Below are 12,170 nucleotides of genomic sequence, written 5' to 3' on the forward strand. Positions count from 1 at the left end.
GACAGTGACGACGAGCAGATAGCGGAGTCGTCCCGGCTAGAACCGCGACTCCAGCTCCTCCCGCAGGTCCTCCGGCTCCATCCCCTTCATCGAGAGCAGCACCAGCAGGTGGTAGAGGAAATCCGCGCTCTCGGCTGCTAGCTCCTCGTTGTCGTCGTCCTTGGCGGCGAGGATCAGCTCCGTGGTCTCCTCGCCCAGTTTCTCCAGTACGGCGTTCTCACCTTTCTCGTGGGTGAACAGCGAGGCGGTGTAGCTGTCCTCGGGCAGGTCGCGCTTGCGCTGCTCGATCGTCTCGAACAGGGCGTCGATGGTGTCGGCGTCGAGCGCCTCATCGGGATCGCTCACTGCCCGCTCACCTCGACGGTCTCGAAGAATGCGAGGTCGTGGATCCGGGAGTCCGACGTGAGTTCGGGGTGGAACGACGTGCCGACGACGGGGCCCTGCCGGACCGCGACGGGGTCGCCCTCCCAGCGCGCGAGCACCTCGACGGAGTCGCCGTCGTTGATCGGTGCGCCGGAGCCGTCGCCGCTGCTCGCGGGTCGTTCCTCCCCGCTCGCTTCCGAGGCGGTTTGCCGTCGCTCACTTCGTTCGCGCCGTTTTCCCGCCTCGCCCACCTCGTCGATCAGCGGGGCTCGGATGAACACCGCCGGGAACAGGGAGTCCAGCCCTTTCACGTCCAACGGCGCCTCGAAGGAGTCCTTCTGCCGGCCGAACGCGTTGCGGTCGACGGTCACGTCGATGAGGTCGAGCGTGTCGACGCGTTCGTCCTTCGCGTCGGTGGAGGCGACGATCAGGCCCGCACAGGTCGCGAGCACCGGCTTGCCGGCCGCGACGTGGTCGCGGATCTCCTCGTCGATCCCCTCGCGGGCGAGCAGCCGGGAGATGGCCGTCGACTCGCCGCCGGGCATGAGGAGCACGTCGCAGTCCGGAACGGTGCCGGACTGGCGGATCTCCACCACCTCGGCTTCCTCGCCGTGGGCCCGGGCGGCGCGCTCGATGGCGGCGGCGTGTTCGCTCACGTCGCCCTGGACCGCGATGACGCCTGCTTGCATGGCTGGAGGTGGGTGGGCGCCGCGCAAAAAGGGTGCGTTCGCCCGGGCTCAGAGCGCCCGGAGGACGAGAACCAGCACGCCGAACAGCATCCCCGAGGCGACGACGGTGCGGGGATCCATTCGGATGGCGTTGCGGTCCTCGGCGTCGAAGTAGCGGACCAGCCCCGCGCTGGACATCAGTCCGCCGTCGTTACTGCTCATACGCGACACTGCGTCGCTCGGACGCGTAAAACTTCCGGACGACACGTACCGCCACGAAGGCGATCGATCGTCAGCCGTCGGACGCCACCCGTCGAGGGGACGTGAAGCCTTCCGAACAATTTTGAGTCAACCGTTCACAATCGGAACTAATGGGCGATATCGTTCGCCGATCGAAACATCGGTTCGGACAGCTGTTCGCCGCCTTCCTGTTGTTGTTCACGCTCGCGTTCGTCCCCACTGGCTACGACATGTGGCAGGCGACGCCGGCGTTCGTCGATTACGAGCCGTTTTCGCTGGTCTACAACCTCGTGTTCTTCGCCGCCACAGCCATCCCGGTAGTGGTCGGGCTTTATTTGACACGGAACGCGTACCGGTGGTCGAAACGCCACGCATCGTGAGGCGACCACCGCCGGCGGAACCCTTATGCGCGGCCACGGTCAATTTCGGCTCACGCTATGACCGTCCGATTGAAGGATTTCTACGCCGACTGGTGTGGCCCGTGTAAGACCCAGGACCCGATCCTGGACGAACTCGAGGAGGAGTTCGGCGACGTCGAGTTCGAGAAGATCGACGTCGACTCCGACCAAGAGACCGCCAACGAGTACTCCGTGCGCTCGCTCCCGACGCTGGTGATCGAGAACGACGACGGCGTCGTCGAACGCTTCGTCGGCGTCACCCAGCGCGACGAGCTCGAGGAGGCGCTCAACCGCGCCCAGCAGGGCCAGCAGGCCGCCTGAGGAGTACGCCTCGTTTCTCCCCGCCGAACGCGAGCCCCGTAGCGGCGCGTCCCGCGCTCGGCCCGCAAGGTAAGCGTTAAACGCCCGCCGAGAGAACCCGGACGTATGGCTAAGTTCGAAGACGCGGAGGAGCGCATCCTCAACAAACTGATCTGCATGCGCTGTAACGCCCGCAACCCCCAGCGCGCCGACCAGTGCCGGAAGTGCGGCTACGGGAACCTCCGCCCGAAAGCGAAGGAACCGCGCTCGGCCTGATCACGCGTTCTCCAGTTTCTGCCGCTCTCCACGCTGCCAGCCACAGCACCGCCTACTCGTCGGGGTACTTCGGCTCTCGGCGCTCGGCCCGTTCGAGCGCGCGCTCGATCACGTCCCGCACTGAGTCCTCGCCCGCCTCGAACGGGTCGCCGTGGCCGGCGTACATCCCTGTCACTGAGTCGGGCAGCCGATCGAGGATCGTCCGCAGGCTCTCGATCAGGCGCTCGCGATCGCCCGTCGCGTGGTCGGTCCGCCCGAAGCTGCCGTCGTCGAACGCGCCGTCGTTGTACACCACCACGTCGCCGCTGAACAGCGCCGTCTCGCCGACGAACGCGACGTGGTCGTCGGCGTGCCCCGGCGTGTACACCACCTCGTGAGCCTCGTCGCCGATCTGCACCTCGTCACCGTCGGCGATCTCGTTGGTCCGTCGTGGGTGGTCGTCGTAGGCGTACAGCTCCGCGTCGAACGCGTCCAGCACCGCGTCCAACTGCTCGACGTGGTCGCCGTGCTGGTGGGTGAGGACCACGCGATCGAGGTCGTCGACGTGCTCGCGGATCTCCTCGACGACGCCGGGCATCGCGCCGGCGTCGACCAGCGTCGTGACCTCGCCGTCGACGAGGTAGGCGTTGCACGTGAACCGCTCGGCGTCGGCGGTGACGTTGATCGGGTTCATGGGCGGGCGTTGGGGCGAGTTCCGTAAAACGGCGGCGGCAGTGGCCGACGGTGATCGCCAACCGTCGGCGGCGGCAGCGGTCGCCGACACGCAGTCAGCCGGCGGCGGCGGCGGCAGCGGTCGCCGACAACGGTCAGTCAGCGACGGCGGCAGAGCCGGCAGCGATGGTCCCAGTGGTTGGTAGCACCGCTTCTTCGTTCAGAACTGGCTGTGGAACCGGCAGTAGAACGGATATTTCGGACACCGACGGACGACTCGGTCACCCGATCGAACGATGGCTCTCCCACGAGTAGTTCACTGATCTCGGTGCCAGAAACTCGGCTGGAGGATATAAGGATCAGACGTGCTACTCGTCTGTATGGACTGGGCGCTCAGAGTTCGAAAAGACGTCCCATCGTGGGTGTTCAAACTCGTACTGATCGGTTCCATCCTGTTGGTCGCCGGGCTCCAATACTTCGATGTGATTTGAACCGCCTTTCTCGTCATGAGAGATACGCTTATCGTCGGTGTTGTTCGATTGGATAGCCGATGACCGATTGGGAACGCGTGAAACGGGAGCTCCAGGATGCGGGCTACTCCGGGTTCGAGTTCGAAACTGGGGACACGGCAGTGCCGGGGTTAGCAGGGGAACGAGTGGTAGGAGAGATCGCGCGTGAAGGAGGGTTGAAACGCGAGAACCAACCGCTACCGGTGCGAGTTCTCGATACGCTATCGATTACTGGCGGTGCCGTCGATGCTGACCCGAAGCGCGCCCCGAACTCCGTTCGAAGAACTGCTACTCGACACGGGTTGGAAGTCCTGACATCCTCCCACGGCTAAAGCCGTGGGGTTCCCCCACTGGGGGTTGAACCCACGGACACGGAGAGGTTCGCAGGTTCGTCGTCGCGGTGGACGATGACCTGCGTTTCGGGCTGTGCCAGTACAGCCCCCGCCTCGGACAGCGGTTTCGAGAACTTGCCCAAGGCTCGTTTACCGATGTTCAGCGCACCGTTCTTGTCTGCGTTGTCGTCCAGCCCACACTCCGGACACTCAAAGCGACCCTGCGTCTCACGGACACCCTCGCAGACACAGCGGTTGCACGTCTGGGACGTGTCGTATTCGTCGACCAACTGTACGTCGATGCCTGCGCCGTGGGCTTTGTACTCGATGTAGTTGAGCAGGCAGGCGAACGGCATCTTGTGAGTCTTGTCGTTGACGTACCGCCCCTTGTCGTTGTCCTTGCGGATTCCGCCGAGATCGCCCACGACGATCACCGCGTTCCGTTTTTCGGCGTCCTCAACGATCTGGCGCGAAATCTTGTGGAGGCGGTCGTCCACTTTTCGTGCTTCAGCGTCACTGATACGCTCCACTACCTGCTGGCCCTGTCGGGGTTTCGCCTTCCCGATGGACTTCCGCAACTGCTTGTAGTGTTCGCGGATACGGCGCACTTCCTCGCCGTAGAACGTGGTTGTGCGGTCGGAGAGGAACGCACAGGTAGCGACCCAGCGTGCGCCCATGTCGATGGCCAGTACGTCGTCGTACTCGTCAGCCACGGTCACAGACCGCTTGACAACGAGATGGACGTACCAATCTCCGTCACGGAGCACGAGTTCGCTGTCCCGAATATCTCCCTCGCGAACGAGTTGGTCGTCCTTGTGTGGGACGTGGGCAGGACACCAGATGGAGTTACCTCGCCCACGCTCGGGATCGTAGACGGGAACTTTCACCCACCACGACGAGAGAACAGTATCCTCGTCGTGGGCCACGTCGAACACGTCGTTGCGGAGGACGACGGGTTGGTCGGTGTTGGGGTTCGGATCTTTCTGTCGCTGGACTTTCGACGCCTGCTGCTTGGTCGCGGAGTAGAGGTCGGTGTCTCCGTTGTGTACCTCGGTCTGGAACGCCTCGTACTCACGGGTGAGTAGATCGTCTTTCCTGTTCGTTAGCGAGTGGAGTTTGACTCGCACCGTGGTCGAGACAGTTCGTTGCACGACTACTCACCTGCTTGGGCGTCGATGTACTCCTCGATTACCTCGCTGGACACGTCGCCCGCACTTGAAACGAAGTACGAGCGCGTCCACAGCGAGGGGAGGCCGAAGTCGAACTCGTCGCGGAGATGGCGCGAGGAGTAGCCCTTGACCTGTTGCATGATCTTGTTCGGGGCAAGCGTCGGGTCGCCCGTGATGAACAAGTGAACGTAGTCGGGGCGAATTGCCAACTCCAGTATCTCTAGCCCGAGTTCGTCGGCTTTCTCCTCGATGAGTTCTTCAAGACGGTCGCGTACCTCACCCTCGAGCACCGACTTGCGGTATTTCGGACACCAGACGAAGTGGTACTGGAGTTTGTGGACGGTGGTCCGCTCCCTATCGAACCCACGGGGCATCGTCAGTATATAGAAACTACTCACCTAAAGATGTTACTCCAGTATTCAACCCCAGTCGTGGCTACGAGCGTGGAGAGATCCCCAGTTGTCGGCTTCATCCCACCCGTGAACGGGTGGCTTTCGCCTCGCTACCGCTGTAATCGTTAGTGTCTCAAAAGATACGGCTCGGGTTGCACTCTGTGAACCCTCGGAGTAACGCGTGCCCACAGACGGCGAGTTCGCTGTACCGACGTCTCACGCACGTCGCGGGGAGTTCCGAACAAAGTATCAGCCGTCGTAGTCGCCAGCGGTCAGCCGTCGCCAGTCCGCTACTCTCCACGCCGTGCCGGATCGAGCAGTTCCACGGGGTGGGTCGCCGACCGATCGAGCAGGTCGGTCAACTGCTCCTCGCAGGAGGTACCGCTCGCGACGACACGACGGACTCCGTCCTCGTCGCGTTCTCGAACCTCCTCGGCCAGCGACTCGCCGACGGCGACGCTGAGTTCGTAGTAGTCCGACTTGTAGCCGAAACTGCCCGCCATCCCGCAGCACTCCGCCTCGGTCGTCGCCACGTCGTACCCCAGCCGGCCCAGCACCGCCTCGGTGTGGGCGTCGAGGCCGAGCGTCCGCTGCTGACAGTGGGCGTGGTAGGTCAGTCGCTCCCCGTCGCCGCGGGTGAGTCCCTCAGGATCGACGCCGTTCTCCAGCAGGCCGTACACGTACTCCAGCACCTCGAAGCTCCCGTCGGCCAGCGCCTCCGCCCGCTCCTCGGGCAGGAGCTTCTCGTACTCCGCACGCACCATCGCGAGATCCGACGGTTCGACGAACACGATATCCCGGCCGGCGTCGACGTGTGGCTCCAGCGCGTCGGCGACCGCCTCTGCCCGGTCGCGCGCGGTGGCGAGCATCCCCTGCGAGAACGGCGCGCGGCCGCTCCCCACCTCGCCGGCGACGCGGACCGGCACGCCCAGCGCCTCCAAGACGCGGACGGCGGCCTTCCCGCGCGCCACGTCGACGTGGTTGGTGAACACGTCCGGGAACAGGATCGCCTCGCGGTCCGTCCGCGGGGTCCCGACGGCAGCGTCGCGCTGCTGGTCCCACCGCCGAAGCGTCTCGCGCCGGAACTCGGGGAGCCCTCGTCGGGCGTCGATTCCCAAGCGGCGTTCGATCACGCCCCGAACCGGCGCGCTGTCGGCGAGCCAGTTCGAGACCGGCGCGGTCGCGCTTCCCAGCCGTGCGAGTGTTCCGACGTTGCCGAACGCGCGTTTGCCCCAGTCCATCCCCGGCTCCTCGTCGTCGGGCACGAGCCCGTCGACGAGGCTGTCGACCGCGTCCGGCTCCGCGCCGCGGTTGATTCGGTCCCGGACGACGGTGTTGATCCACGGCACGTCGATCTTCACGGGACAGGCGTTCACGCAGCGCGAGCAGCCAGTGCAGAGGTCGTTGAACTCCGCCGCGGCTTCGGGGTCGATCGCGTCCTCGCCGGTGCCGGCCTCCCAGCCGGTCGCGATCCCGCCCGTGTACGTGTCGCCGCCGAACGCGTGGCCGCCGACGTGCTGGAAGTTCGCACAGGAGTTGCTGCAGGCGCCACAGCGCACGCAGTACAGCGTCTCCCGCAGGTCGTCGTCCCCGCGCATCTCGAAGCGGCCGTTGTCGACGAGCACGAGGTGGAACTCGCGGTCGTCCTGCCCGCCGCCGATCGGCTCCGCCGAGTCGAAGTCGATCGTCGGCGACTGGGTGGGCGGCGTGAGCAGCGAGACGTACTGGGCCATCTCCTGCCCGGTCGCGCTGCGGGCCAGCAGTTCGACGAACGGCGGCAGCTCGTCGATCGAGGGGAGGAGCTTCTCCACGCCCGCGACCGCGACGTGGGTGTCGGGCGTGACCGCACACTTGCGCGCGTTCCCCTCGTTCGTGACCAGCGCGAGCGTGCCGCTGTCGGCGAGCACGAAGTTCGCGCCGGTCATCCCCACGTCGGCCTCGCGGATGCGCCGCCCGACGTGGTCGCGTGCGAACGCGGTGAGTTCCTGGGACGTCTCCAGCGGGTCGTCGAGATCGAACTCGGCGTTGAACAGCGCCGCGATCTCGTCGGTCGACTTGTGGAACCCGGGCGTGATCAGGTGGGAGGGCGCCTCGTCGGCGACCTGGAGCACGAACTCCCCGAGATCCGTCTCGGTCACGTCGATCCCCGCCGCTTCGAGATGTTCGTTCACCGCCAACTCCTCCGTCGTCATCGACTTCGACTTCGCTACCGCGTTGGCGTCGGCACACACCTCGGCGATGTACTCGTTCGCGTCCGCCGCGTCGTCAGCGAGGTACACCGTTCCGCCGTTCTCCTCGACCCGCTCGCGGACGCTCTCGATCAGTTCGGGCAGGCGCTCGATGGCGTTTTCCTTGATCTCGCGGGCCTCGGTTCGGAGTTTCTCGCCGTCGACGTCGGCCATCGCCGCGTACCGGCCCTCGTTGAACCCCTGCGCGTTCTGCTTGACAGTGGGGCCCTCCGTCTCGAGCAGGCGGCGGATCTGCTCGGCGCGGCTCTCGTTGGGGGGCGTGTCGTCGGCGCTCATCGGTCGGTGAGGACGATCACGTGTACCTCGCGCGGCCCGTGGACGCCCTCGACGGTCGCGCCCATGTCCGCGGTCGCGCTCGCGCCCGTCGCGAGCACCGCACTCCCGCGTTCGGCCGTGATCCGCTCGCGCAGGCCGGCGGTCGCCTCGTCCACGTCCGCGACGAGGTCGCTCTCCCGCAGCACGGCGACGTGACGCTCGGGGTAGAGCGAGACGAGTTCGTCGCCCTCGGGGCGGGACTCGACGACGACGGTGCCGTAGTCGGCGATCCCGCCGAACGCCGGCGTGACGCCCGTCGTCGCCGCCTCCAGTTCGCCGGGCGTCGGCGGCACGGTCACGCCCTCGGGGAGCGAGACGCCGTCGAACGGGAGCGGCGTGCCGACCGCGGGCGGTTCGATCGCGTCGGCGAGCGCGGTCGAGAACTCGACGGCCGCCGTCCGCGTCAACCCGACGCCGATCCCGTCGAGCGCGTCGGCGAACGTCGATCCGAGCGACTGACTCATGGACTGGGGATAGGGCGTATGACCGATAAACTCTCGGCAGAACCTGTCGGTCACTAACGATACTGAACGGCCAAGCGTTTATCCATATCGGACACAAAGTATAGATGTAATGGGCTTCGGGAGCTACGATGAATCCGAGCAGGAGAATCAGCAGCTCGACATGAACGACGGCGACGACGCGGTCGACGCCGACGGCGGGACCCACGAAGGCACCGTCGAGTTCGACAACGGAGCCTCCAACGACGAACTCCTGGACCGGCTGCAGGACATCAAGGACGATTAAGCCGGGCCAGCGGGCGCTCGGCGTCGCCTTTTCCGACGCCGACGCCGTCTCGACCTGTGCGGGAGCCGTGGTCCGCGGCGACCGCACTGTCGACGGCCTCGCCTTCGAACGCTGTACCGTCGGCGGCGACGACGCGACCGATGCGGTGGTCGCGCTGGTCGGCCGCATCGACAGACCCGACGTCTCAGTACTTCTGCTCGCGGGGGTCGCCCCCGCGTGGTTCAACGTTCTCGACCTGCCCCGACTCCACGAAGGGACGGGTCTCCCGACGATCGCGATCTCCTTCGAGGCCAGCCCCGGCCTCGCGCCGGCGATCCGCGAGGAGTTCGACGGCGCGGCTCGGGACTGGCGCCTCGACGTCTACGAGTCACTGCCACCGCGGCGCTCGCTGACGGTCAACGACGAGCAGGTGTTCGTCCGCGGTGTCGGCGTCGAAACACCCGTCGCCGAGAGCGGCGACGCCGACGGCGCCGATGTCCCGCCCCTCGCGCCGAACTGCGAGGCCGCGCAGTTCGTCCGTGGGTTCACGCCCGAGGGCGGTCGACCCGAACCGCTCCGGGTAGCCCGACTCGCAGCGCGGGCGGGCCGCGAACTGGGTGAGCGACTCGATTCCTGACCCGCGAACGACGCCGATAAGCCCCGCCGCCACCAACCGCGACCGATGAGCGACGAGCCACCGGAGCCGTCGGTCGCGCCGCTGATCGAGGCGCTGTCGGTGCGGCGCAACGCCGCCGTCGGTGCCGCCGCAGGGGTCGCATTCGCGGTGCTGGCGTACGTCTTCCGGATCACCCGGGTCGCGGGCCCGTTCGCGGGCACGCGGGAGTTCCCCGTGCTCGGCGAGACTGGCTGGTTCCTGCTGCTCTCCGTCGTCCTCGCGTCGACGGCGGCGCTGCTGGTGACGACGCTTTTGACGCTCGGTTCGTTGATCCGGCTCGTTCGGGCAGAAGCGTAGCTACGCGTCGAACTCCCGGGGGTCGCCGGCCATCTCGGAGAGCCGCTCGGCGCCCGCCCGGGTCCCTTTCGCGACGAGCACGTCGCCCGCCGAGAGCCGGGTGTCGGCGTCGGGGGAGACCACCCACGACTGCTCGTCGCCCGGCCGGCGGACCGCGATCACGCGACAGCCCGTCTCGGTACCGAGTTCGAGCTCGCCCAGCGTTCGGTCGGCGATCTCGGCGCCCTCGCTCACGGTGAGCCGGACGATCACCTCGTCGCTCTCCTCGACGGCGGCGGCGACGACGGGGTGGGCGTCCAACCCCCGGAGCACCCCCTCGCTGATCTCCAGGGCGGCGTCGCTGATCACCTCCGTCGCGGCCGCGAGATGGACCAGCCCCCGGAGTTCGACGGGGTCGTCGACGCGCCCGGCCGCCCGCAGCGTCCACGCCTCCAGCCGGGATTTGAGCGCGTCGACCTCGGCTTCGAGTTCGACCACCTCCTCGGCGACCGCCTCGCTGTCGAACAGCACCGAGCCGTACGCGAGATCGACCGCGAGCTCGCTCGTGTCCTTCATCGTGACGATGGAGTCGACCGCGCGTTCGAGGTCGTCGATCGGCGCCGCGGCGGGTTCGGGCGGCTCGTACGCTCCGCCGGTCGCGTCCCGGTACACTGCGGCAAGCCCCTCGTCGAGCCCCCGCAGCAGGAGCACGTCGCCGGCGTCGATCCGCGTCTCGGCGTCGGGGTTGGTGATCCAGGCGCGCTTGCCCGTCTCGCTGGCCCGGCGGACGGCGATCACACGAACGCCGCGTTCGGTCTCCATGTTGATCTCGCCCAGCGTCCGCCCGGCGTACGCCGAGTCGGCGTCGACGGTCGCCCGGACCAGCGCCTCGGTCGCCTCGGGGATCGCCGCCCGCATCACCTCGGGCAGGCCGATATCCTCCAGCACGATCTTCGCGATGTCGCCCGACGCGTCGGCGATCTTCTCGGCGGCGCCGACGACGCCCAGCACCGGCGCCAACTGCTCGGCGTCCTCGGGGCTGCGGGCGGCCAGCAGCAGGCTCATCCGGGCCTGCAGCTGGAGCACGTCCATGCGCTCCTCCAGGGCGAGCACCTCCTCGGCCACCTCGTCGCTGCCCGACAGCACCGCGGAGTAGGAGAGGTCGATGAGTAGCTCCGCGGTGTCTTTCATCTCGGACAGCACCGCCTTCACGCTGACCGGCTCGTACTCGACGTCGGGCATACTCGGCGGTTCAGCCGGACGGGGGATAAGGGTTGTCGGCGCGCGGCCGGGACGGGGTTCGGATTCCACGGCCGAGCGGGCCGAACGGCAACGCTTTTTCGTCGACCCGACCAACCTACAGCCTATGTCAGGCGAGGTTCAGAAAGGTCTGGAGGGTGTGGTGGTCGCGGAGTCTCAACTCAGCTATATCGACGGGGACGAGGGGCAACTGATCTACCGCGGCCACGACATCGAGACGCTGGCGGAGCACGCCAGCTACGAGGAGGTTCTCTATCTGCTCTGGCACGGCTCGCTGCCGACCGCCGACGAGCTCGAGGCGTTCACGGCGACCATGGCCGAGGAACGAACCGTCGGCGACGACGTGCGCGCCGCGCTCGCCGATCTCGCCGCCGCCGACGAGGCGCCGATGGCCGCGCTGCGGACCGCGACGTCGATGCTGTCGGCCAGCGACCCCGAACCCGACGCCGACCCCGAGGACGGGGGCGCCCGGCTCCGACAGGGTCGCCGGATCACCGCCAAAATCCCGACGGTGCTCGCGGCCTACCAGCGCCTCCGCGACGGCGAGGAGCCGCTCGCACCCAAGGAGGATCTGAGCCACGCCGCGAACTTCCTCTACATGCTGACCGGCGAGGAGCCCGACGACGTCGCCGAGGAGACACTGGACATGGCGCTGATCCTCCACGCCGACCACGGACTGAACGCCTCGACGTTCACGTCGATGGTGATCTCCTCTACGCTAGCTGATACGTACGCCGCGGTCACCGGCGGCGTCGGCGCGCTCTCGGGGGCGCTCCACGGCGGCGCGAACCAGGACGTGATGGAGACGCTGATCGAGGTCGAGGAGTCCGACAAGGGCTCGATCGAGTGGGTGAAGGACGCGCTCGAGCAGGGGCGGAAGATCCCCGGCTTCGGCCACCGCGTGTACAACGTGAAGGACCCGCGGGCGGTGATCTTGGAGGAGAAGTCCCGCGAGCTTGGCGACGCCTCCGGCGAGCGCAAGTGGTACGACCACGCCAACGAGATCGAGCAGTACCTCGTGGAGGAGCAGAACTTCGCCGAGAAGGGGCTAGCGCCCAACGTCGACTTCTACTCCGGGACGGTGTACTACCAGCTGGGTATCCCGGTCGATATGTTCACGCCGATCTTCGCGATGAGCCGCGTCGGCGGCTGGGTTGCTCACGTGCTCGAACAGGTCGAGGACAACCGCATCATGCGGCCGCGGGCGAAGTACACAGGTGAGAAAGCGGCGGAGTGGGTGCCGATCGAGGAGCGGTAAGTCTGGGTCTCAGTTTTCGGGTTTGAGTGCGGGCAACAGTGTTTTCGGCGTTCGGAGGGATCGACTTCGGGGACTGCAACCGCGAACAGCACCGCAGGGTTCGGTGTTGTGA

General features: G+C 66.9%; 16 protein-coding genes. 7 read left to right on the forward strand and 9 right to left on the reverse strand.

Translation table 11 applies throughout. The features are described from left to right. Window positions 1-36 precede the first annotated feature (36 nt). Genes hisE through B4589_RS07335 form a run of 3 tightly spaced genes read right to left on the reverse strand, consistent with a single transcriptional unit; the run spans window position 37 to window position 1,253 of the window. Entirely contained in the window at window positions 37-345 is a 309-nt protein-coding gene (hisE, locus tag B4589_RS07320; RefSeq protein ID WP_079233647.1) for a phosphoribosyl-ATP diphosphatase, read from the reverse strand. Next, window positions 342-1,052 carry a pyridoxal 5'-phosphate synthase glutaminase subunit PdxT gene (gene pdxT, locus B4589_RS18140; protein WP_079233648.1) on the reverse strand — a complete coding sequence of 237 codons (711 nt, stop codon included), beginning with the start codon at window positions 1,050-1,052 and terminating at the stop codon, window positions 342-344. The genes hisE and pdxT overlap by 4 nt, the downstream gene beginning before the upstream one ends. 48 nt (window positions 1,053-1,100) lie before the next feature. Further along, the gene (locus tag B4589_RS07335; RefSeq protein WP_079233649.1) at window positions 1,101-1,253 is read right to left on the reverse strand and encodes a preprotein translocase subunit Sec61beta; all 153 of its coding nucleotides are present in this window, start codon (window positions 1,251-1,253) and stop codon (window positions 1,101-1,103) included. A gap of 149 nt (window positions 1,254-1,402) precedes the next feature. Here B4589_RS07335 and B4589_RS07340 point away from each other — a divergent pair, with 149 nt between their 5' ends. The 3 genes from B4589_RS07340 to B4589_RS07350 all read left to right on the forward strand — a co-directional run bounded on the left by B4589_RS07340 (window position 1,403) and on the right by B4589_RS07350 (window position 2,245). Further along, window positions 1,403-1,651 carry a hypothetical protein gene (locus B4589_RS07340; protein ID WP_079233650.1) on the forward strand — a complete coding sequence of 83 codons (249 nt, stop codon included), beginning with the start codon at window positions 1,403-1,405 and terminating at the stop codon, window positions 1,649-1,651. A 57-nt stretch (window positions 1,652-1,708) separates the two neighbouring features. Then, complete coding sequence (locus B4589_RS07345) at window positions 1,709-1,990, forward strand: thioredoxin domain-containing protein (RefSeq protein WP_079233651.1); 282 nt, start codon at window positions 1,709-1,711, stop codon at window positions 1,988-1,990. A gap of 105 nt (window positions 1,991-2,095) precedes the next feature. Continuing rightward, window positions 2,096-2,245 (forward strand): 50S ribosomal protein L40e, encoded by a 150-nt coding sequence (locus tag B4589_RS07350; RefSeq protein ID WP_079233652.1) that lies wholly within the window; start codon window positions 2,096-2,098, stop codon window positions 2,243-2,245. 52 nt (window positions 2,246-2,297) lie between these two features. Here B4589_RS07350 and B4589_RS07355 read toward each other — a convergent pair whose 3' ends face one another. The 5 genes from B4589_RS07355 to B4589_RS07375 all read right to left on the reverse strand — a co-directional run bounded on the left by B4589_RS07355 (window position 2,298) and on the right by B4589_RS07375 (window position 8,326). Next, entirely contained in the window at window positions 2,298-2,918 is a 621-nt protein-coding gene (locus tag B4589_RS07355; RefSeq protein WP_079233653.1) for an MBL fold metallo-hydrolase, read from the reverse strand. A gap of 815 nt (window positions 2,919-3,733) precedes the next feature. Beyond that, window positions 3,734-4,888: an RNA-guided endonuclease TnpB family protein gene (locus B4589_RS07360; protein WP_176330502.1), complete on the reverse strand. Its 1,155-nt coding sequence runs from the start codon at window positions 4,886-4,888 to the stop codon at window positions 3,734-3,736. Window positions 4,889-4,890: 2 nt separating this feature from the next. Then, window positions 4,891-5,280, reverse strand: coding sequence for an IS200/IS605 family transposase (gene tnpA / locus B4589_RS07365; RefSeq protein WP_079233655.1), 390 nt, complete (start codon window positions 5,278-5,280; stop codon window positions 4,891-4,893). A gap of 308 nt (window positions 5,281-5,588) precedes the next feature. Next, window positions 5,589-7,823 (reverse strand): LUD domain-containing protein, encoded by a 2,235-nt coding sequence (locus B4589_RS07370; RefSeq protein WP_079233656.1) that lies wholly within the window; start codon window positions 7,821-7,823, stop codon window positions 5,589-5,591. Beyond that, window positions 7,820-8,326, reverse strand: coding sequence for an LUD domain-containing protein (locus B4589_RS07375; RefSeq protein WP_176330503.1), 507 nt, complete (start codon window positions 8,324-8,326; stop codon window positions 7,820-7,822). Before B4589_RS07375 ends, B4589_RS07370 begins: the two co-directional genes overlap by 4 nt. A 109-nt stretch (window positions 8,327-8,435) precedes the next feature. Between B4589_RS07375 and B4589_RS07380 the strand changes: the two genes are divergently transcribed. From B4589_RS07380 to B4589_RS07390, 3 genes are read left to right on the forward strand one after another with little or no spacing between them, the layout of a single operon-like run. Continuing rightward, complete coding sequence (locus tag B4589_RS07380) at window positions 8,436-8,609, forward strand: DUF5786 family protein (protein WP_079233657.1); 174 nt, start codon at window positions 8,436-8,438, stop codon at window positions 8,607-8,609. Further along, window positions 8,605-9,225, forward strand: coding sequence for a DUF99 family protein (locus B4589_RS07385; RefSeq protein WP_079233658.1), 621 nt, complete (start codon window positions 8,605-8,607; stop codon window positions 9,223-9,225). The genes B4589_RS07380 and B4589_RS07385 overlap by 5 nt, the downstream gene beginning before the upstream one ends. A 45-nt stretch (window positions 9,226-9,270) precedes the next feature. Further along, window positions 9,271-9,561, forward strand: a complete 291-nt coding sequence (locus B4589_RS07390; RefSeq protein ID WP_079233659.1) for a hypothetical protein — start codon at window positions 9,271-9,273, stop codon at window positions 9,559-9,561. Here B4589_RS07390 and B4589_RS07395 read toward each other — a convergent pair whose 3' ends face one another. After that, window positions 9,562-10,782 (reverse strand): potassium channel family protein, encoded by a 1,221-nt coding sequence (locus B4589_RS07395; protein WP_079233660.1) that lies wholly within the window; start codon window positions 10,780-10,782, stop codon window positions 9,562-9,564. It abuts the gene before it with no gap. A gap of 124 nt (window positions 10,783-10,906) precedes the next feature. Here B4589_RS07395 and citZ point away from each other — a divergent pair, with 124 nt between their 5' ends. Next, a complete protein-coding gene (citZ, locus tag B4589_RS07400) occupies window positions 10,907-12,058 on the forward strand; it encodes a citrate synthase (protein ID WP_079233661.1) in 1,152 nt (383 codons plus the stop codon). Window positions 12,059-12,170: the final 112 nt, after the last annotated feature.

This window comes from Halolamina sp. CBA1230, assembly GCF_002025255.2.
Classification (GTDB): domain Archaea; phylum Halobacteriota; class Halobacteria; order Halobacteriales; family Haloferacaceae; genus Halolamina.

What these genes read in the sequence shown, in the direction of transcription:
- pdxT (WP_079233648.1), bottom strand. Translation starts at nt 1,052, where the DNA reads ATGCAAGCAGGCGTCATCGCGGTCCAGGGCGACGTGAGCGAACACGCC.
- B4589_RS07335 (WP_079233649.1), bottom strand. Translation starts at nt 1,253, where the DNA reads ATGAGCAGTAACGACGGCGGACTGATGTCCAGCGCGGGGCTGGTCCGC.
- B4589_RS07340 (WP_079233650.1), top strand. Translation starts at nt 1,403, where the DNA reads ATGGGCGATATCGTTCGCCGATCGAAACATCGGTTCGGACAGCTGTTC.
- B4589_RS07345 (WP_079233651.1), top strand. Translation starts at nt 1,709, where the DNA reads ATGACCGTCCGATTGAAGGATTTCTACGCCGACTGGTGTGGCCCGTGT.
- B4589_RS07350 (WP_079233652.1), top strand. Translation starts at nt 2,096, where the DNA reads ATGGCTAAGTTCGAAGACGCGGAGGAGCGCATCCTCAACAAACTGATC.
- B4589_RS07355 (WP_079233653.1), bottom strand. Translation starts at nt 2,918, where the DNA reads ATGAACCCGATCAACGTCACCGCCGACGCCGAGCGGTTCACGTGCAAC.
- tnpA (WP_079233655.1), bottom strand. Translation starts at nt 5,280, where the DNA reads ATGCCCCGTGGGTTCGATAGGGAGCGGACCACCGTCCACAAACTCCAG.
- B4589_RS07370 (WP_079233656.1), bottom strand. Translation starts at nt 7,823, where the DNA reads ATGAGCGCCGACGACACGCCCCCCAACGAGAGCCGCGCCGAGCAGATC.
- B4589_RS07375 (WP_176330503.1), bottom strand. Translation starts at nt 8,326, where the DNA reads ATGAGTCAGTCGCTCGGATCGACGTTCGCCGACGCGCTCGACGGGATC.
- B4589_RS07380 (WP_079233657.1), top strand. Translation starts at nt 8,436, where the DNA reads ATGGGCTTCGGGAGCTACGATGAATCCGAGCAGGAGAATCAGCAGCTC.
- B4589_RS07390 (WP_079233659.1), top strand. Translation starts at nt 9,271, where the DNA reads ATGAGCGACGAGCCACCGGAGCCGTCGGTCGCGCCGCTGATCGAGGCG.
- B4589_RS07395 (WP_079233660.1), bottom strand. Translation starts at nt 10,782, where the DNA reads ATGCCCGACGTCGAGTACGAGCCGGTCAGCGTGAAGGCGGTGCTGTCC.
- citZ (WP_079233661.1), top strand. Translation starts at nt 10,907, where the DNA reads ATGTCAGGCGAGGTTCAGAAAGGTCTGGAGGGTGTGGTGGTCGCGGAG.